This is a genomic window from Methylobacterium oryzisoli (assembly GCF_046557895.1).
Lineage (GTDB): Bacteria > Pseudomonadota > Alphaproteobacteria > Rhizobiales > Beijerinckiaceae > Methylobacterium > Methylobacterium oryzisoli.
On the sequence record NZ_JBKIBX010000001.1, the window covers coordinates 58,383 to 76,048 of the forward strand.

Below are 17,666 nucleotides of genomic sequence, written 5' to 3' on the forward strand. Positions count from 1 at the left end.
GGCCGGCCGGCCGCGGCTCTACGTGCGCATCAACGCCCTCGACACGGGCCTGGCCGACGACGACCTCGCGGCGGTGATGCCGGCCGGGCCGGACGGCATCATGCTCCCCAAGACCGTTGGCGGGGCCGACGTCGCGGCGCTCGGCGCCCGGCTCGCCGTGCACGAGGCGCAGGCCGACCTCCCCGACGGCGCGACCCGCATCCTGCCGATCGCCACCGAGACCGCGAAGGCGGTCTTCGCCCTCGGCACGATTCCCGGCGCGAGCCCGCGCCTCGTCGGCCTGACCTGGGGTGCGGAGGATCTCTCGGCCGATCTCGGGGCGGAGACGAACCGCGACGCGGCCGGCTGGAGCGAGCCCTTTCGGCTCGCCCGCAACCTCGCGCTGCTCGCCGCCGCCGCCGCCGAGGTCGACCCGATCGACACCATCAACGCCGCCTTCCGCGACCTCGACGGCCTCGCCCGCGAATGCCGCGAGGCCCGGCGCGACGGCTTCGTCGGCAAGATGGCGATCCACCCCGCCCAGGTGCCGGTGATCAACGCCGCCTTCACGCCCTCGGACGACGAGATCGCCCGGGCGCGGGCGGTGGTGGCGGCCTTCGCGCAGGCCCCCGGCACCGGCGTGGTCGGCGTCGCGGGCCAGATGCTCGACCGCCCGCACCTGCGGCGCGCCGAGCGGCTGCTGGCGCGGGTGGGGCCGGCATGATCTCTCGGCGGCGGAGGGTTCGGTGCGGGCTTCTCGCGCCGGATCTCCTGTGCGACCCTTGTCCGGACGTTCGAACCCGGTGGCAGGAACGTGGAACTCACCGTCGCCATCCCGGATGATCTCGCCGAGCGGCTGGGAGCCGATGGCGAGGACATCGCCCGCCGCGCGCTCGAAGCCTTCGCGGTCGAGGCCTATCGGGCCGAACGCCTGACCTTGCCGGAGTTGCGCCGGCTGCTCGGGTTCGGCACCCGCGCGGCGCTGGACGCCTTCCTCAAGGCGCGCGGCATCTATGCTCCGCTCGACCTCGCGGACATCGACCAGGATCGGGCCGACCTCTCACGCCTCGGCTTATGAGTTTGCGGGTCGTCGCGGATACCGGGCCGCTGAACGACCTGCTGCTGATCGGGCTGATCGATCTGCTGCCGCGCTTGTTCGACGCGCTCCTGAACCGTCACCGCGCCGAGACGGGCGCGGCCGGATCCGGGCGCCCGCGGAATCCCGGAGCATGATGCGGGGAAGGAGTCCCGTTGTCCGAGACCAACGTGTGATCCAGCGCAAGCATGAGCGAACCGGGCCGCCTGACGGCTCCGATGTGGGAGAGGACCCGATGCCCGAGCACTACGACGCGCGCGAGACCGAAAATCCCGCCGCCCGCGACGCCGCCCTGTTCGCCCGGCTGCCGGCGGCGCTCGAAGCCGCCCTCGGCACGCCGGCCTATGCGGCGCATCTCGGCGGGGTCGATCCCGCTGCGGTCACCGACCGGGCGGCGCTCGCCCGCCTGCCGGTGCTGCGCAAGGGCGAGATGCCGGCCCGCCAGCGCGAGGGGCTGCCCTTCGGGGGCTTCGTGCCGGTGGCGCCTGGGCGCTTCGCGCGGCTCTTCACCTCGCCGGGGCCGATCTTCGAGCCGCAGCGCGGGGGCGACGATCCGTGGGGCGGAGCGCGCTGCCTGCACGCGGCGGGCTTCCGGCCCGGCGACGTGGTGCTCAACACCTTCGGCTATCATCTCACGCCGGGGGGCTTCATCTTCGACACGGCGGCCCGCGCGCTCGGCTGCGCGGTGATCCCGGCGGGGCCCGGCAACACCGAGCAGCAGCTCGACCTGATCGAGGCCTACCGTCCCGCCGGCTATTGCGGCACGCCCGACTTCCTGAAGATCCTGGTCGAGGCGGGCCGGGCGGCGTCGCGGGACGTGTCGTCCCTGCGCAAGGCCCTGGTCTCGGGGGCGGCCTTCCCGCCCTCGCTGCAGCAGGCGGTGGCGGGCCTCGGCATCGAGGCCTATCAGGCCTACGCCACGGCGGATGTCGGCTTCATCGCCTACGAGACGCCGGCCCGCGAGGGGCTGCTCGTCAACGAGGACCTGATCCTGGAGATCGTGCGGCCGGGCACGGGCGATCCCGTGCCCGAGGGCGAGGTCGGCGAGATCGTCGTGACGGTGCTCGATCCCGACCGGCCGCTGATCCGCTACGCGCTGGGCGACCTCACGGCGGCGCTCCCGGGAGCGAGCCCCTGCGGGCGCACGGGGCCGCGCATCCGCGGCTGGATGGGCCGGGCCGATCAGGCCGCCAAGGTGAAGGGGATGTTCGTGCGCCCCGAGCAGGTGGCCGAGATCGCCCGCCGCCATCCCGAGCTCAAGCGGCTGAGGCTCGTGGTGACGCGGGCCGACGAGACCGACGCGATGACCCTGAGGGCCGAGACCGACCAGGACGTCTCCGCGGAGGCCGTCGCCGAGACGCTGCGGGCGGTGACGAAGCTCAAGGGCGCGGTCGCGCTCGTGCCGCCCGGCAGCCTGCCGAACGACGGCAAGGTCATCGCAGACGAGCGGCCAGCCGGGTGAGCGGGGCCGGGGGGGCGAGGACCGCCGCCTCCCCCTCGCTGCGCGCGAGCGCCAGCACCATGCCGGTGAAGATGGCTTGCACGGCATCCGTCGAGAGCCGGCCGCCGGGCCGGTACCAGTTGCAGATGCCCGACAGCATGGCGAGGATGGCGAGCGTCGCCATCCGGGTGTCGGCGAGCTGGAACTCGCCGGTCTCGCGGCCGAGGTCGAGGATGGCGCCGAGCTTGCTTTCGTAGTCGCGCCGCATCTCCACTATGACGTGAAGGTTGTCCGGTTCGAGGCTGCGCAGCTCCGAGTAGCAGATGAAGACCTGCTGCGGCCGCTCGATGTGGTAGGCGACGTGGAACTCCACGAACCGCTGCAGGCGCTCCGCCGCGCTGCCCTCCCGCAGCAGGGCCGCATCGAGGGCCGCATGCAGATCCTGCATGTGGGTGCGGATCAGGTCGAACAGGAATTCCTGCTTGTTGCGGAAGTAGTTGTAGAGGGAGCCCTGCTGGATGCCGACCTCGGCGGCGAGCTGGCGCAGGCTCATCGCCGCGTAGCCGTGGGTGTAGAGAAGCTGAAGGCCCGCCCTGCGGATCGCCTCCTCGGTTCTCGGCCCGGATGAGCCTGCGATGCGCGCCATGTCCGTCCCGCGTCCTCTCCTGTCGACCTTATACCGGAGCAGGTCCGAACGGCAGCGTCCAGGGCCCGCCCCGCCGGGTATCCCCGACGATCGTCGAGGCCAGTGTACGCTTGACGGCCGGAAAAAAACAGTCGAACGTATAGTCGGCGTGCAGGGCTCCGCTTCGCGGGATGCATGACCCAGAGGCAGAGCCGCCCCGCGCACGAGGGCGGCCGCCGCTCCAGAGGGAGGTTGCCGGTGGCGGAAGCCCTTGAGGTTCGCCAGATCTCGCTGCGTTTCGGCGGCGTGAAGGCCCTGACGGACGTCGGGTTCACGGTCGGGCAGGGTGAGCTGTTCTCGATCATCGGCCCCAACGGCGCCGGCAAGACCTCGATGATCAACTGCATCTCGGGGCGCTACCGGCCCAGCGAGGGGCAGATCCTGTTTCACGGCCGCGACATCACGCGCGAAAAAACCAACGCGCGCCCGAAGCTCGGCATCGGCCGCACCTTCCAGAACCTCGCGCTGTTCCACCACATGACCGTGCTCGACAACATCATGGTCGGGCGGCATCACCTCCTGCACAACAACTTCCTGACCGGCTCGCTCTACTGGCTGCCCGGCGTGCGCAGCGAGGAGCTGGAGCATCGCCGCCGCGTCGAGGAGATCATCGACTTCCTCGACCTGCAGGCCTACCGCAAGGCCACCGCCGGCACGCTCTCGTACGGCCTGCGCAAGCGCATCGAACTCGCCCGCGCGATGGCGCTCGAACCCAAGCTCATCCTCCTCGACGAGCCGATGGCCGGCATGAACCTCGAGGAGAAGGAGGACATGGCCCGCTACATCGTCGACCTCAACGAGGAGTTCGGCATGACGGTGGTGATGATCGAGCACGACATGGGCGTGGTGATGGACATCTCGCACCGGGTGATGGTGCTCGATTTCGGGCGCCGCATCGCGCTCGGGCGCCCGGAGGCCGTGCTGGCCGATCCCCACGTGCGCCGCGCCTATCTGGGCGAGGAGGACGAGCCGGAGGCGCCGCCGAGCATGCCCGGCTCCGGGGCGCCGTCCCCGATCCGGGCGGTGTCGTGATGGCGGCCGATTTCGCCGCGCTCGCCGCGCGGGCCGACACCTTCCCGAAGCTGCTCGCGCTCAACGCGGCCGAGCACCCGCACGACGTGGCTCTGCGCGAGAAGGATTTCGGGCTCTGGCGCCCGACGACCTGGGCGCGGTACAACGCCCGGGTGCGCGACTTCGCGCTCGGCCTGCGCGACCTCGGCATCGGCGAGGGCGACGTGGTCGGGCTGATCGGCGACAACCGGCCCGACTGGGTGGCCGGCGAGATCGCCGCCCATGCGCTCGGTGCCCTCTCGCTCGGCCTCTACCGCGACGCGCTGGAGGACGAGGTCCACTACCTCCTCAATTACGGCGAGGCGCGCGTCGTCTTCGCGGAGGACGAGGAGCAGGTCGACAAGCTCCTGAACCTCGCCGACCGCCTGCCGCACCTGCGCCACATCGTCTATTCCGACCCCCGCGGCATGCGGAAGTACGACGACCGCCGGCTGATCTCGGCCGAGGCGCTGGCCAAGCGCGGCCAGGCGCTAGAGGCGGCCGAGCCCGGCCTCTACGACCGGCTGGTCGCCGCCACGAGCGGCGCCGCCGTGGCAATCCTGTGCACCACCTCGGGCACCACGGCGCGTCCCAAGCTCGCGATGCTGAGCGCCGACCGCGTGCTGCGCCACTGCGCCAGCTACCTCGCCGCCGATCCCAAGGGCGCGCAGGACGATTACGTCTCGGTGCTGCCGCTGCCCTGGATCATGGAGCAGATCTACGCGATCGGCCAAGCCCTCCTCTGCCGGATGACGGTGAACTTCGTCGAGGAGGCCGACACCCTGATGCACGATTTCCGGGAGATCGCCCCGACCTTCGTGCTCTTCGCCCCCCGGGTCTGGGAGGCGGTGGCGGCGGATGTGCGCGCCCGGATGATGGACGCCTCGCCCCTCAAGCAGTGGCTGTTCGCGCGCGGCATGGCGGCGGGCCTCGCGGCGCTCGATTCCGGCCGGCGCTCGCCCTTCGCGGACGCGATCCTCTTTCGGGCCCTGCGCGACCGGCTCGGCTTCACGCGCCTGCGCTCGGCGGCCACCGGGGGCGCCGCGCTCGGCCCCGACACCTTCCGGTTCTTCCGGGCGCTCGGCGTGCCGCTGCGCCAGCTCTACGGGCAGACCGAGGCGATGGGCGCCTACACGCTCCACCGGGGCGAGACCGTCGACTTCGACACGGTGGGGGTGCCCTTCGACGACGGCATCACCATCCGGATATCCGAGCCCGACCGCAACGGCATCGGCGAGATCCAGGCCCGCCACGCCAACATGTTCCTCGGCTACTACAAGGCGCCCGAGGGAACGGGCGACGTCGTGGACGGCTGGATGCACACGGGCGATGCCGGCTACCTCGACGCCAAGGGCGAACTCGTGGTCATCGACCGGGTCAAGGACCTCGCCACCAACGCCCGCGGCGAGCGCTTCTCGCCGCAATACCTCGAGAACAAGCTCAAGTTCTCGCCCTACGTCGCCGAGGCGGTGATCCTGGGGGCCGGGCGCGACTACCTCGCCGCCCTGATCTGCATCCGCTACTCCGTGGTGGCGAAGTGGGCGGAGAAGAACCGCATCGCCTTCACCACCTACGCCGACCTCGCCGCCAAGGCCGAGGTGATCGCGCTCCTGCGTACCGAGGTCGAGCGGGTGAATGCGGGGCTCGCCGAGGCACAGCGCATCGCCAAGGTCGTGCTCCTCTACAAGGAACTCGACGCGGATGACGGCGAACTCACCCGCACCCGCAAGGTCCGCCGCGGCGTCATCAACGAGAAGTACGCCGACCTCATCGACACGATCTACGCCGGCCAGCCCGTCTACCGGGTCGACACGGTGATCCGCTTCCAGGACGGCACGACCCAGCGCATCCGCACCACGCTCCCGGTGATCGACCTGCTGCCCACCGCGCCCGCCCTCGCCGCCGCCGAATAGGCCCGTCCATGAACACCCATCTGCTGCTCCAACTCGTGCTCAACGGGCTGATCGTCGGCGCGCTCTACGGCGTCGTCGCCATGAGCTTCGTGCTGATCTACAAGGCGAGCCAGGTCGTGAACTTCGCCCAGGGCGAGTTCCTGCTGATCGGTGCCTGGGTCTGCTGGTGGCTGCTCACCACCTACCAGCTCCCGTTCTTCGTCGGCATGCTCATCACCTTCGCGTTCATGCTGGTCTTCGGCATCGCCCTGCAGGTGGTGGTGCTGCGGCCCCTGATCGGCGAGCCGATCATCTCGGTGATCATGGTGACGATCGGCCTCTCGATCTTCTTCCAGGCCCTGTGCAAGTGGCTGTTCGGCGTCTTCGCCCAGCCCTTCCCGCCGATCTTCGCGACCCAGCAGGTCTCGTTCCTGGGTCTCGAGATCCAGACCGTCTACCTCATGAGTCTCGGCATCTCGGTGGCCATGATGGCGGCCTTCGCGTGGTTCTTCCGCTACTCCAAGCACGGCCTCGCCATGCGGGCCACCGCCTTCGACCAGCAGGTGGCGCAGTCGCTCGGCATCCCGGTGCGCAACGTCTTCGCGATGGCCTGGGCGATCTCCGCAGTGGTCTCGTCGGTCGCCGGCATCGTCGTCGGCATCGTCAACGGCGTCTCCTCGGCCCTCTCCTTCTACGGCATCAAGGTCTTCCCGGCGGTGATCCTGGGCGGCCTCGACTCGGTCGCCGGCGCGGTGATCGGCGGGCTCGTGATCGGGCTCCTGGAAAACCTCGCCCAGTACGTCGACGGGCAGTACCTGCACTGGGGCAACCTCTACGAGATCGTGCCCTTCTACGTCCTGGTGGTGATCCTGATGATCAAGCCCTACGGGTTCTTCGGCACCCGCGACATCGAGCGCGTGTGAGGACAGCATGGCGACCCAGAGCCTCATCCCGGCCGGCGACTACCGCACCACCTACGCGGCCGACACCACCATCTTCCCCACCGCCGGCAGCCGATACGCGGTGTGGGCGGGACTCGCGCTCCTGTGCCTCGCGCCGCTCGTGCTCGACCGCTACTGGCTGAGCCTGCTGATCCAGATCGGCTACTTCGCGGTGGCGGCGCTCGGCCTCAACATCCTGGTCGGCTTCACCGGCCAGATCTCGATCGGCCACGCCGCCTTCTTCGGCTTCGGCGCCTTCGCGTCGGCGTGGCTGTCGAACAACCTGCACATTCCCGTCATCTTCGCGATCCCGCTGGCGGGCGTCGTCACGACGGCGGTGGGCCTCGTCTTCGGCCTGCCGGCGGCGCGCCTGAAGGGCCTCTACCTCGCCATCGCGACGCTCGCCGCGCAGTACATCCTGCAGGACTTCTTCGCCCGGGCGAACTGGTTCACCGGGGGCGTGGCGGGCACGCACGCGGAGGCCTTCTCGCTCTTCGGCTTCACCTTCGACACCGACCAGCGCTACTTCTACGTGGTGCTGGCCACCCTCGTCCTCTGCTTCGTGGCGGCGACGAACCTGATGCGCACCCGCGACGGGCGGGCGCTGGTGGCGGTGCGCGACCACTACCTCTCCGCCGAGATGATGGGGATCAACCTTACCCGCTACCGCACCCTGTCCTTCGGCCTCTCGGCCTTCTTCGCGGGGATCGGCGGCGCGCTCTACGGCCACTACCTGCAGTTCGTCTCGGTGGAGGGCTTCGGCATCCTGCTCTCGATCCAGTTCCTCGGCATGATCATCATCGGGGGCTTGGGGTCGATCATGGGCACGCTGATGGGCACCGCCTTCATGGTGATGGTGCCGGAGGCGATGGGCTGGCTCACCGACGCGCTGCGCGGCTCCCCCGTCGACCGGGCGCTCTCCCTCAAGGACAACCTCTCCTTCCTGCGCGAGATGGCGATCGGCCTCGTGATCGTCCTCTTCCTGATCTTCGAGCCGGACGGCCTCGCCCACCGCTGGCGCCAGATCAAGGCGTACTGGAAGCTCTACCCGTTCTCGCACTGACCCCCCGAGAACCAACACGGCCAACAACCGCCGATCCCGAACCGGAGGAAACCCGACCATGCTACGCCCCGTGACCCTCGCTTCGAGCCTCGCCCTCGGACTCGCGCTCGCCCTGCCGGCCCGCGCCGCCGACGTGCCGATCGGCCACCTCGCCGACCAGAGCGGCGCCACCTCGGACGTGGGCGTGCCCTACGCGCAGGGCGTCGCCGACGCGCTGGCCTGGATCAACCGCAAGGGCGGCGTCGGCGGCCAGAAACTCGCCGTCGAGACGGTCGATTACGGCTACCAAGTCCCGCGCGCGGTGGCCCAGTACAAGAAGTGGACCAGCGGGCGCGACAAGGTCGCGGCGATCCAGGGCTGGGGCACCGCCGACACCGAGGCGCTCTCCGGCTTCGTCGCCAAGGACGAGATCCCCTACATCTCCGGCTCCTACGCCGCCCAGGTGAGCGACCCGACCGGCGCCAGCGGCAAGGCCAAGGCCGCCCCCTACAACTTCTTCTACGGACCGACCTACTCGGACGGCCTGCGCGCCATGCTGATCTGGGCGGCCGACGACTGGAAGGCTAAAGCTAAGTCCGGCAAGCCGAAATACGTCCACATGGGCGGCAACCACCCCTACCCGAACTCCCCCAAGGAGGCGGGTGAGGCGATGGCGCGCGATCTCGGCTTCGAGGTGCTGCCCGCGATCGTGTTCGCGCTCGCGCCGGGCGACTACACGGCGCAGTGCCTCACCGCCAAGAACGCGGGCGCCAACTACGCCTATCTCGGCAACACCGCCGGCTCGAACATCTCGCTGCTCAAGGCTTGCAAGGCGGTGGGCGCCGACATCCAGTTCATGGGCAACGTCTGGGGCATGGACGAGAACGCCGCCAAGGCGGCCGGCGAGGCGGCCAACGGCGTCGTCTTCCCGGTGCGGACCGCCTCGGTGACGGGCGGCAACGCGCCGGGCCTCAAGACCGTCGCGGAGATCTCGAAGGAATCCGATTCCGCCGGCACGGCCTACCGGCCGGTGCACTACCTCGCGGGCGTCTGCGCCGCCCTCTACATGAGCGAGGCGATCGGCTGGGCCAAGGACAACGGCGGGGTCACCGGTCCCACCGTCCGCAAGGGCTTCTACCAGAAGAAGGGCTGGGTGCCGGCCGGCACGGAGGGGGTCTGCGTCCCCTCGACCTGGACCGAGTCCGACCACCGCGGGATGATGGCGGTCACCATCTACCGGGCCAAGGTCTCGGGCCCCACGGACGCCCCCCTCGCCGACCTGATGAAGGGCGGCACCGTGAAGCTGGAGCCGGTGAAGACCGTCGACCTGCCGCGCAAGCCGGAATGGCTCGGCTGGTAAGGCCTCGCCGGTCCCGCGTGGCGCGGGAAAACCCCTCTCCCGGGTGGGAGAGGGGAAGGGGATCGAAGATCCCGCACGGGATCAGAGATCCCGCGTGAGGGTGTGACGGTGCCGCAGTGAGACACAGGGCGTGGTGAGGGGAGCGGAACGGGTCAGAACTCACTCCGGCCGGTGATGCTGGTAGCGTCAGCGTTCCGCCTTCCTGCTGCACCCTCCTGCACCCTCACCCCTACCCCTCTCCCACCCGGGAGAGGGGATCCCGCGCTCTTCCATCGTGGCCGTCGCGGATGCGAACGTCGTGGAGCCTTCCATGTCCCAGACCATGACCCTGGATCGCCCCGCCGCGGAGGCCGAGGGCAAGGCCGACGCCGCGGCGCTCCTGGCCCTGCGCAACGTCGAGGTCGTGTACGACGACGTCATCCTGGTGCTGCGGGGCCTGAGCCTCGACGTGCCCCGGGGCTCGATCACCGCGCTGCTCGGCGCCAACGGGGCCGGCAAGTCGACGACGCTCAAGGCGATCTCGGGGCTGCTGCGCTCGGAGAACGGCGAGGTCACCCGCGGCGAGATCCACTTCGACGGCAGCCGCATCGACGGCGTCGAGCCCGACCTCATCGTGCGCCGGGGCATCTTCCAGGTGATGGAGGGGCGCCGCATCATCGCCGACATGACCCCGATGGAGAACCTGCGGCTCGGCGCCTTCTCGCGGCGCGACCGCGGGATCGCGGACGATCTCGAGCGGGTGCTGACCTACTTCCCGCGCCTCAAGGAGCGCACCGGCGCGGCGGGGTACCTGTCGGGCGGCGAGCAGCAGATGCTGGCAATCGGCCGCGCCCTGATGGCCCGGCCGCGCCTGATCCTGATGGACGAGCCCTCGATGGGGCTCTCGCCGCTCCTCGTGAAGGAGGTCTTCGGCATCATCCGGCAGATCAACCGCGACCTCGGCGTCACCATCCTGCTCGTGGAGCAAAATGCCCGCGCGGCGCTCGCCGTGGCCGATCGCGGCTACATCATGGAGCAGGGCAAGGTCGTGCTCGATGGATCGGTCGAGGAGTTGCGCTCCAACGAGGACGTCAAGGAGTTCTACCTCGGGGGCGCCGGCGACCAGCGCAAGACCTTCAAGAACCTGAAGAGCTTCAAGCGCCGCAAGCGCTGGATCTGATCGGGTGGTCGACCCTGCGACCAGGCCCTCGCGACCTTTTCGACATGCCGCGGCACTCTATTGCCCTCTCGGGCGTTGTTGGACGTCTGATGGAGGCCGACGCGGATGTCCACCACCACCCACCTCTCGCCCGATGAACGCGATGCTCTCGCCAGGGCCGGCGAGGAGGCGCTGAACCTCTGCCTCGGCCGCTTCCTGGCGGAGGAGCGCGCCGCGTTCTGGCACGCCATCCGCCGCTGCTACGTGCAGGCGCCCAAACCGGCCCCCAGCCCGGCCGAGGAGGAGGACGCGCTGCCCGACCTCGCCGCCCTGCCGATCCCCGCGGCGATCCCCGCCCCCCACGTCATCCAGGCCGCCGCCGAATTGGCATAGGCGGGACTCGGTACAGGCAGGCCCGTCAGGGCGGTCGGGCCTGCCGGCCCGGCCGCATCCGCCGGGCGCCCTCCAGAGCCGCACCGCCGCGATCACCGCGGCCACGGTGCGGCAGGCCCGTTTCCAGCTTCGCCATCGCGCGCCACCCGCAGCCGACGGCTGACCGGGGGCACTGGTCCGTGCCTTGCGGAGCGACCGGGAATGCCGCTTCCTGAGGGCGACGCGGAGCAGGACCCATGACCCAGCGGGCGAAGGTGGCCTTCATCGGGACCGGCGGCACGATCTCCTCGGTGGGCCGCGACAGCCTCGACCTCCTCGACTACACGGCCACCGGCACCCGCCTGGAGGCCGATGCGATCCTCGACGCCGTGCCGGAGGCGCGCGCGGTCGCCGACCTGATCCCGGTGGGCTTTCGGGCCGTGCCGAGCACGGCGATCGGATTCGCCGAGTGGCGCGACCTCGTGCGCCTGTGCGAGCGGCTGGCGGGCGAGCATCCCGACCTTGCCGGCATCGTCATCGGCCACGGCACCGCGACCCTGGAGGAAACCGCCTACGCGCTCGGCCTCACCCTCACGGTGGACCTGCCGGTGGTGCTGGTGGGCGCGCAGCGCCCGATCAGCGCCCTGTCGAGTGATGCAGGCCTCAACCTCGTCGCGGCCCTGCGCACAGCCGCGGACCCGGCCTCGCGCGGCCGCGGCGTCCTCGTGGTGCTCAACGACGAGATCCAGGCGGCCCGCGAGGTGACCAAGACCTCGGTCGCCCGGCTCCAGACCTTCCGGACCCCGGATTTCGGCGTGCTCGGGCAGGTCGACGGCAGCACGGTCCGCTACTACCGCCGGGCCGAGCGCCGCCACGCCCCCGGCACGCCCTTCGACATCCGCGGCCTCTCCGCCCTGCCGCGGGTCGACGTGTCCTACGCCCACGCGGATGCGGACGGGACGGCGGTGCGGGCCTTCCGGGCGGCGGGCGCCCGCGGGATCGTGTCGGCCGGCCTCGCCCCCGGCATGACGCCGCCCGCCGAGGCCGAGGCGCTCACCCAGGCGGTCGCGGCCGGGATCGTCGTGGTGCAATCCACCCGGGCCGGCAGCGGCGTCGTGCCCCTGACGACCTCGCTGCGCGAGCGCGGCATCCTCAGCGCCGACAACCTCACCCCGCAGAAGGCGCGCATCCTCCTCGCGCTGGCGCTCACGGTCACCGCCGATCCGCAGGAGGTCGCCCGGATCTTCGCCGCCTTCTGAAGGATTCACCTGCCCTCATCGGCCGATCGCCAGGCCGCCCGCAGCACAGTGGCGAGCAGGAATTCGCAGTTATTTGCCCTTTCAACAGTAACCTTTGTTAATTGAGCCGATTCTGCCTTATCTCTGCCACAACTTGGCAAATCAATCCGGTTCGGGCGACGGGGTTCTTGTGCAGGAGTACCCGATGAGCATGGTGGTTCTCGACCCGCTGACGGGAAACCGCGTCGTCATCGGCCAGGAGGCCAGAGGGACCGGCCATCCGGCGTACGAAACGAGCGTTTCGGCCGCGCCAGGACGGGCCGGCCGGGTCGGTTCGGAGGATTGCGTATGCACCGCTTCTACTTCCATGCCCTCGTCGGCGAGGACATCGTCACCGACCTCGCGGGCGAAGCTTTTCCCGATTCCGAGCAGGCTTGGCACGCCTCCCGTGCGGTGGTGGCGGCGATGATGAGCGAGCCGCGCACCCGCGACTGGCTGCTGGAGGCGAGCCTCGTGGTGACCGACGAGGCCGGCGAGGTGGTGTTCGACCTCCCCTTCGCCGAGGGCCTGCCGCTGGCGGCCGAGCCCGAGGCGCTCTCGGCGGCGTAGGCGGCCTCCCCTGCAGGGCACTCGGGCGGCCGGCGATCGCGCGGGGGCGGCCTGTCGGCGTCCCGCGGAGAACGTCCGCGCCACCCCGGCCGTGAGCCCGCCCGCGAAAAAGTCGGCGCGCGCGTGTCACACCGCGGTGCTCCGTCTCGTCATGAGGTCGACGGCGCCCCGGCGGGCGCCCCGAACGGACGAGCAGGGAGCGGGCGGATGAAGATCGTGGTGATCGGCGGCACCGGGCTGATCGGTGGCAAGCTCGCGGAGCGGCTGTGGGGCGGCGGGCACGAGGTCGTCGCGGCCAGCCCCTCCACGGGCGTCAACGCCGTCACCGGCGAAGGGCTGGCCGCAGCCCTCGCCGGGGCCGAGATCGTGGTGGACGTGGCGAACGCCCCCTCCTTCGCGGACGAGGCCGTGATGGATTTTTTCACGCGCTCCAGCCGCAACCTCCTGGCGGCCGGGGCCGAGGCGGGCGTGAGGCACCACGTCGCCCTCTCGGTGGTCGGCACCGACCGCCTGACGGCGAGCGGCTACTTCCGCGCGAAGCTGGCGCAGGAAGACCTGATCACCGCCGGTCCGGTCCCCTTCACGATCGTGCGCGCGACGCAGTTCTTCGAATTCCTCGATGGCATCGCGCAGGCGGCGACGCGCGACGGGCGCGTGCACCTGCCCTCCGCGCAGGTGCAGCCGATGCTGTCGGACGACGTCGCGGCGGCCCTGGCCGAGGTCGCGCTCGCCGCCCCGGCGGGCGGGCGGGTCGAGATCGCCGGTCCGGAGCCCTTCCGCATGGACGAGGTCATCCGGCGCCTCCTCTCGGTCCGGGGCGACCCGCGCCCGGTCGTGACCGATCCGGACGCCGCCTATTTCGGCGTCCTCCTGGACGAGCGCTCGCTCCTTCCCGGACCGCAGGCGCGTCTCGCGCCGACCCGCTTCGACGCGTGGCTCGACCGCGCGGCACGCCCGGTCTGAATCCGCGCCATATCCCCCTAGCCGCGAGACACCGTCATGATCAGGATTCTCACCCGCGCGGTCGTGCTGGCCGCCCTCTCCGGCGCCAGCGCCCTTGCGCACGACGCTGCCGCGACCGCCACGATCACGGTGGTGTTCGACCACGCGATTCCGAACGTGCCCGGTAAGAGCCTGCGGGGCGTGCTGGTCGCCTACGGGCCGGGCGGCTCCTCCCCGGCCCACACGCACGCGCCGAGCGCCTTCATCACCGCCACGGTGCTGCAGGGTGCGATCCGCAGCCAGGTCAATGACGGGCCGGTGCGGACCTACCGGGCGGGCGAGCACTTCACCGAGAACCCGGGCGACCGCCACGCCGTCAGCGCCAATGCGAGCGACACCGAACCGGCGCGCCTCCTCGCCGTCTTCGTCGTGGACACGGCGGAGACGGTGCTCACCACGCCGATCCCCTGAAGCTCAGGCTGCGGGCGCCTTGCGGGTGATCGCCCGTGCGCCGGCCCCGGCGGCGATGCGCAGCAGCGCCATCGCGGCCAGGGCGGCGAGGTCGATGAGAAAAAGGCGGGCCACCACCGCCGGCGTGAAGGCGGCGAGACCGCCGCCCGGCAGCACGAGGCCGGCCGCCAGCAGGGCCGCCTCGTAGGCCGCGAAGCCGGCGGCGAGCGCCGCGACGGCGACCGCGACCGTGCGGCCCCGCGCGGCCCGCGCCACGGCTCCGGCCGCACCCCAGGCGAGGAGGGCGGCCGCCGCGAGGGCGAGGCCCCAGGCCAGCGTCGACGGGTCGTGCGGGTAGCCGAGGAGGCCGAAGCCGACCGCCTGATTGGCGAGCCACGCGAGGAGCACGGCCGCGAGGCCGTCGCGGCGGGGCAGCACCAGGGCCGCGTAGGCCGCCACGGCCGCGAACGGCGCGGCGCACGCGAAGACGCCGCTCGCCAGCGTCGCGAGGGCGACCGGGAGCGCCGCCTCGGCGAGGCGGCGGGGCAGGGGACGGGCGAAGGGTTCGGTCATCGGGTCGGCTCGTCGGTCCGGATGCTCTCGTCCTACACGCCCGGCCTGCCGGATGCACCCCCGGCCCGATCACACGGGTCAGATCAGGCGCCGCGCCGCCAGTTCCCGCTTCAGGTACGCGTAGTAGACCGGCGCCGCCACCACGCCGGGGATCCCGAACAGCGCCTCCATCACCAGGATGGCGAGGAGCAGCTCCCAGGCCCGCGCCTGGATGTGACCGCCCATCACCCGGGCGTTGATGAAGTATTCCAGCTTGTGGATGATCACCAGGAAGGCGAGCGAGCCCGCCGCCAGGAGGGGCGACACGCTGAGGCTCACCAGCACGATCACCGTGTTGGAGATCAGGTTGCCGACCACCGGCAGGAGCCCGGCCACGAAGGTGATCACCACCATGGTCTTGGTGAGCGGCAGGGCGATGCCGAGCCAGGGCACGACCACCAGCAGGTAGATCGCCGTGAGCGCGGTGTTGATGGCCGAGATCCGCACCTGCGCGAACACCACGTCGCGGAATGCCGCCCCGAGCCGGCGGGCGCGCTCGCTCAGCGCCTGCACCAGCGGGCCGCGCTCCACCGGCCCGATCTCGCGGCTCACCGCGATCATGCCGCCGATCACCATGCCGAACACGATGTGGAACAGGGCGCGCCAGACGTCCTGGCCGACGGAGCGCAGCTGCCCGGCATGCTCGCGCAGCCACGCCACGGCCGCTACCCGCAGTTCGGTGGGCTCGTCGGGGAGCGAGCTGACGATCCAGGGCGGCAGGTGGCTGCGCACGGTCTCGATCACCTCGGCCATCTTCTGCAGCAGCACCGACAGGTTGTCCGAGCGGTCCGACAGCAGGGCGATGAGGCCCAGGATCGCCGCCCCGACCAGCGCGATCACCAGGGTCGCCAGCAGCGCGACGACGATGATCTTGGCCGTGTGGTGGTGGACGAAGCCGCCCTCGCGGGTGGGGGCGAGCAGGCAGACCAGCTCGTAGACGAGGAGCCCGGCGAAGAGCGCGGAGAGCAGGTGGAACTGCAGCGCGCCGAGGAGCGCCAGGGCGGCCAGCACCTGCGCGGCGATCTCGATCCGCGGGGAGGCCGCGAGGGCGGCGGGCGGCGGGGCGGGCGGTCGGGAATCGAGCATGGCGGGACTCTGGTGCAGAGGGGGTCTCGTTCTACTCCTCGGCGGGCCAGTCGCGCAGGATCATCCGGCACCGTCCGCGAGGCGCGCGTGCTCCATGATGGCCCGGGCCTCGCCCTGCAGGGGGCCGGCCCCGAAGGTGAGGGCCTCCCGCCCGGCGAGGAGGGCTGCCGCCGTGTCGGCCCGGTCCCAGGCCTGGAGGGCGCGCGCGGCCGAGAGCACGCCGAGCGTCTCGGCGAGCGCCCGCGCGTGGCGCTCGTCGGCGAGCCGGCGCGGGTCGGCGCGCGCGAGCAGCGCGTCCGCCGCCGCGCCGAGGTCGCGCAGCGGCGCGAGATGCGCGCGCAAGTGCGCGAAGGCGTCCGCGTCCCGCCCGAAGGCCCGCATCAGGTCGAGGGCGATGACGTTGCCCGACCCCTCCCAGATCGCGTTGAGGGGGGAGGCCCGGAAGAGCCGCGCCATCGGCCCCTCCTCGATGAAGCCCGCGCCGCCCTGCACCTCCATCGCCTCCGCGACGACCACCGGGCAGCGCTTCGTCACCCAGTACTTGGCGAGCGGGATCAGCAGGCGCGCCAGCGCGGCCTCCCCGGTATCGCCCGCGAGGGCGCCGTCGAGGGCCTGCGCGGCGCGGAAGGTCAGCGCCATGTGGCCCTCGACCTCGACCGCGAGGCCGGCCAGCACCTGCTCCATCAGGGGCTGCGCGACGAGGCGGCGCTGAAAGACGCTGCGGCCCTCCGCGTGGCGGATGGCGAGCGACAGGCTCTGACGCATCAGGCTCGCGGCGCCGGCCGCGCAGTCGAGGCGGGTGTGGTTGACCATCGCGATGATGGTGGGCACGCCGCGCCCCTCCTCCCCGAGGCGCCACGCCAGCGCCCCCCGGTACTCGATCTCCGCGGAGGCGTTGGCCCGGTCGCCGAGCTTGTCCTTCAGCCGCTGGATCTCGATGGCGTTGCGCTCGCCGTCCGGCCGCCAGCGCGGGACGAGGAAGCAGGTCAGGCCGCCCTCCGCGTGGGCGAGCGTCAGGAAGGCGTCGCTCATCGGGGCCGAGCAGAACCACTTGTGACCGGTGAGCGCGGAGAGCCCGTCGCCCGCGGGCGCCGCCCGCGTGGTGTTGGCCCGCACGTCCGACCCGCCCTGCTTCTCGGTCATCGCCATGCCGAGGGTGAGGGCGCGCTTGCGCTCGGGCGGCAGCACCCGGGGATCGTAGGCCGCGCCGAGCGCGCCCGAGAGCCACGGTTCGGCCAGCCCGGGCGCGTGGCGCAGCGCCGCCACGGCCGCGTAGGTCATCGACATCGGGCAGGTCACGCCGCTCTCGGCCTGCGACATCAGGAAGAGCAGCGCCGCATGCGCGACGTGGCCGCCCTGCGGGTGCGTCCAGGCTCGGGCGGACACGCCCGCCTCCAGCCCCATCGCCATCAGGGCGTGGTAGGCGGGATGGAACTCGACCTCGTCGATGCGCCGGCCGTAGCGGTCGAAGGCCGCCAGCACCGGGGGATGGCGGTTGGCCTGCGCGCCGAGCGCCGCCGCCTCGGCGCTGCCGACGCGGGCGCCGAAGGCGGCGAGGTGCGCCGCATGCCCCTCGGCCCCGGCCCGCGCCACCAGACCGGTGAGCAGCCGGTCCCCGGTGAAGAGGTTCACGTCCTCCAGCGGGGCGGGCTGGTTGACGACCTCGTGCGTCGCCAGGGTCGTGCGCGGCTTGTAGGCGGTCATGCCGGAGGTCTCCGTCGCTCGATGCCGTC

General features: G+C 71.5%; 19 protein-coding genes. 15 read left to right on the forward strand and 4 right to left on the reverse strand.

All coding sequences use genetic code 11. The features are described from left to right. The 4 genes from ACKUB9_RS00270 to ACKUB9_RS00285 form a co-directional block, all read left to right on the forward strand. On the forward strand, positions 1-703 hold a 703-nt coding region (locus ACKUB9_RS00270; RefSeq protein WP_410825726.1), incomplete at its 5' end, for an HpcH/HpaI aldolase/citrate lyase family protein. A 90-nt stretch (positions 704-793) separates the two neighbouring features. Continuing rightward, the gene (locus ACKUB9_RS00275; protein ID WP_407518557.1) at positions 794-1,057 is read left to right on the forward strand and encodes a UPF0175 family protein; all 264 of its coding nucleotides are present in this window, start codon (positions 794-796) and stop codon (positions 1,055-1,057) included. After that, positions 1,054-1,212: a hypothetical protein gene (locus ACKUB9_RS00280; protein WP_407518558.1), complete on the forward strand. Its 159-nt coding sequence runs from the start codon at positions 1,054-1,056 to the stop codon at positions 1,210-1,212. The genes ACKUB9_RS00275 and ACKUB9_RS00280 overlap by 4 nt, the downstream gene beginning before the upstream one ends. Before the next feature lie 98 nt (positions 1,213-1,310). Continuing rightward, positions 1,311-2,537, forward strand: a complete 1,227-nt coding sequence (locus ACKUB9_RS00285; RefSeq protein ID WP_407518559.1) for a phenylacetate--CoA ligase family protein — start codon at positions 1,311-1,313, stop codon at positions 2,535-2,537. Here the strand turns inward: ACKUB9_RS00285 and ACKUB9_RS00290 are convergent. Next, positions 2,509-3,162 carry a TetR/AcrR family transcriptional regulator gene (locus tag ACKUB9_RS00290; RefSeq protein ID WP_407518560.1) on the reverse strand — a complete coding sequence of 218 codons (654 nt, stop codon included), beginning with the start codon at positions 3,160-3,162 and terminating at the stop codon, positions 2,509-2,511. The genes ACKUB9_RS00285 and ACKUB9_RS00290 overlap by 29 nt on opposite strands. Positions 3,163-3,399: 237 nt before the next feature. Between ACKUB9_RS00290 and ACKUB9_RS00295 the strand changes: the two genes are divergently transcribed. The 11 genes from ACKUB9_RS00295 to ACKUB9_RS00345 all read left to right on the forward strand — a co-directional run bounded on the left by ACKUB9_RS00295 (position 3,400) and on the right by ACKUB9_RS00345 (position 14,256). Then, positions 3,400-4,233, forward strand: a complete 834-nt coding sequence (locus tag ACKUB9_RS00295) for an ABC transporter ATP-binding protein (protein WP_407518561.1) — start codon at positions 3,400-3,402, stop codon at positions 4,231-4,233. Next, positions 4,233-6,164 (forward strand): long-chain fatty acid--CoA ligase, encoded by a 1,932-nt coding sequence (locus ACKUB9_RS00300; RefSeq protein ID WP_407518562.1) that lies wholly within the window; start codon positions 4,233-4,235, stop codon positions 6,162-6,164. Before ACKUB9_RS00295 ends, ACKUB9_RS00300 begins: the two co-directional genes overlap by 1 nt. An 8-nt stretch (positions 6,165-6,172) precedes the next feature. Next, positions 6,173-7,066, forward strand: coding sequence for a branched-chain amino acid ABC transporter permease (locus ACKUB9_RS00305; protein ID WP_407518563.1), 894 nt, complete (start codon positions 6,173-6,175; stop codon positions 7,064-7,066). 7 nt (positions 7,067-7,073) lie between these two features. After that, on the forward strand, positions 7,074-8,147 hold the full coding sequence (locus ACKUB9_RS00310; RefSeq protein ID WP_407518564.1) for a branched-chain amino acid ABC transporter permease: 1,074 nt from the start codon (positions 7,074-7,076) through the stop codon (positions 8,145-8,147). Positions 8,148-8,205: 58 nt separating this feature from the next. Then, positions 8,206-9,486: an ABC transporter substrate-binding protein gene (locus tag ACKUB9_RS00315; RefSeq protein ID WP_407518565.1), complete on the forward strand. Its 1,281-nt coding sequence runs from the start codon at positions 8,206-8,208 to the stop codon at positions 9,484-9,486. A gap of 310 nt (positions 9,487-9,796) precedes the next feature. Then, positions 9,797-10,645: an ABC transporter ATP-binding protein gene (locus ACKUB9_RS00320; RefSeq protein ID WP_407518566.1), complete on the forward strand. Its 849-nt coding sequence runs from the start codon at positions 9,797-9,799 to the stop codon at positions 10,643-10,645. Positions 10,646-10,750: 105 nt separating this feature from the next. Continuing rightward, positions 10,751-11,017 carry a hypothetical protein gene (locus tag ACKUB9_RS00325; RefSeq protein ID WP_407518567.1) on the forward strand — a complete coding sequence of 89 codons (267 nt, stop codon included), beginning with the start codon at positions 10,751-10,753 and terminating at the stop codon, positions 11,015-11,017. 236 nt (positions 11,018-11,253) lie between these two features. Beyond that, positions 11,254-12,255: an asparaginase gene (locus ACKUB9_RS00330; RefSeq protein ID WP_407518568.1), complete on the forward strand. Its 1,002-nt coding sequence runs from the start codon at positions 11,254-11,256 to the stop codon at positions 12,253-12,255. A 327-nt stretch (positions 12,256-12,582) separates the two neighbouring features. Then, a complete protein-coding gene (locus tag ACKUB9_RS00335; protein ID WP_407518569.1) occupies positions 12,583-12,843 on the forward strand; it encodes a DUF6894 family protein in 261 nt (86 codons plus the stop codon). Positions 12,844-13,050: 207 nt separating this feature from the next. Next, entirely contained in the window at positions 13,051-13,806 is a 756-nt protein-coding gene (locus tag ACKUB9_RS00340) for an SDR family oxidoreductase (RefSeq protein ID WP_407518570.1), read from the forward strand. A gap of 36 nt (positions 13,807-13,842) precedes the next feature. Continuing rightward, positions 13,843-14,256 carry a cupin domain-containing protein gene (locus ACKUB9_RS00345; protein ID WP_407518571.1) on the forward strand — a complete coding sequence of 138 codons (414 nt, stop codon included), beginning with the start codon at positions 13,843-13,845 and terminating at the stop codon, positions 14,254-14,256. A 3-nt stretch (positions 14,257-14,259) separates the two neighbouring features. Here the strand turns inward: ACKUB9_RS00345 and ACKUB9_RS00350 are convergent, their stop codons facing one another. From ACKUB9_RS00350 to ACKUB9_RS00360, 3 genes are all read right to left on the reverse strand, one after another. Beyond that, positions 14,260-14,808: a hypothetical protein gene (locus ACKUB9_RS00350; RefSeq protein ID WP_410822670.1), complete on the reverse strand. Its 549-nt coding sequence runs from the start codon at positions 14,806-14,808 to the stop codon at positions 14,260-14,262. Between the two features lie 78 nt (positions 14,809-14,886). Continuing rightward, a complete protein-coding gene (locus ACKUB9_RS00355) occupies positions 14,887-15,933 on the reverse strand; it encodes an AI-2E family transporter (RefSeq protein WP_407518573.1) in 1,047 nt (348 codons plus the stop codon). A 60-nt stretch (positions 15,934-15,993) separates the two neighbouring features. Next, on the reverse strand, positions 15,994-17,637 hold the full coding sequence (locus tag ACKUB9_RS00360) for an acyl-CoA dehydrogenase family protein (protein ID WP_407518574.1): 1,644 nt from the start codon (positions 17,635-17,637) through the stop codon (positions 15,994-15,996). Positions 17,638-17,666 lie beyond the last annotated feature (29 nt).

Coding starts and splice junctions, on each gene's coding strand:
- ACKUB9_RS00285 (WP_407518559.1), top strand. CDS start 1,311: ATGCCCGAGCACTACGACGCGCGCGAGACCGAAAATCCCGCCGCCCGC.
- ACKUB9_RS00320 (WP_407518566.1), top strand. CDS start 9,797: ATGTCCCAGACCATGACCCTGGATCGCCCCGCCGCGGAGGCCGAGGGC.
- ACKUB9_RS00350 (WP_410822670.1), bottom strand. CDS start 14,808: ATGACCGAACCCTTCGCCCGTCCCCTGCCCCGCCGCCTCGCCGAGGCG.
- ACKUB9_RS00310 (WP_407518564.1), top strand. CDS start 7,074: ATGGCGACCCAGAGCCTCATCCCGGCCGGCGACTACCGCACCACCTAC.
- ACKUB9_RS00340 (WP_407518570.1), top strand. CDS start 13,051: ATGAAGATCGTGGTGATCGGCGGCACCGGGCTGATCGGTGGCAAGCTC.
- ACKUB9_RS00315 (WP_407518565.1), top strand. CDS start 8,206: ATGCTACGCCCCGTGACCCTCGCTTCGAGCCTCGCCCTCGGACTCGCG.
- ACKUB9_RS00305 (WP_407518563.1), top strand. CDS start 6,173: ATGAACACCCATCTGCTGCTCCAACTCGTGCTCAACGGGCTGATCGTC.
- ACKUB9_RS00325 (WP_407518567.1), top strand. CDS start 10,751: ATGTCCACCACCACCCACCTCTCGCCCGATGAACGCGATGCTCTCGCC.
- ACKUB9_RS00330 (WP_407518568.1), top strand. CDS start 11,254: ATGACCCAGCGGGCGAAGGTGGCCTTCATCGGGACCGGCGGCACGATC.
- ACKUB9_RS00300 (WP_407518562.1), top strand. CDS start 4,233: ATGGCGGCCGATTTCGCCGCGCTCGCCGCGCGGGCCGACACCTTCCCG.
- ACKUB9_RS00355 (WP_407518573.1), bottom strand. CDS start 15,933: ATGCTCGATTCCCGACCGCCCGCCCCGCCGCCCGCCGCCCTCGCGGCC.
- ACKUB9_RS00360 (WP_407518574.1), bottom strand. CDS start 17,637: ATGACCGCCTACAAGCCGCGCACGACCCTGGCGACGCACGAGGTCGTC.
- ACKUB9_RS00280 (WP_407518558.1), top strand. CDS start 1,054: ATGAGTTTGCGGGTCGTCGCGGATACCGGGCCGCTGAACGACCTGCTG.
- ACKUB9_RS00290 (WP_407518560.1), bottom strand. CDS start 3,162: ATGGCGCGCATCGCAGGCTCATCCGGGCCGAGAACCGAGGAGGCGATC.
- ACKUB9_RS00345 (WP_407518571.1), top strand. CDS start 13,843: ATGATCAGGATTCTCACCCGCGCGGTCGTGCTGGCCGCCCTCTCCGGC.
- ACKUB9_RS00335 (WP_407518569.1), top strand. CDS start 12,583: ATGCACCGCTTCTACTTCCATGCCCTCGTCGGCGAGGACATCGTCACC.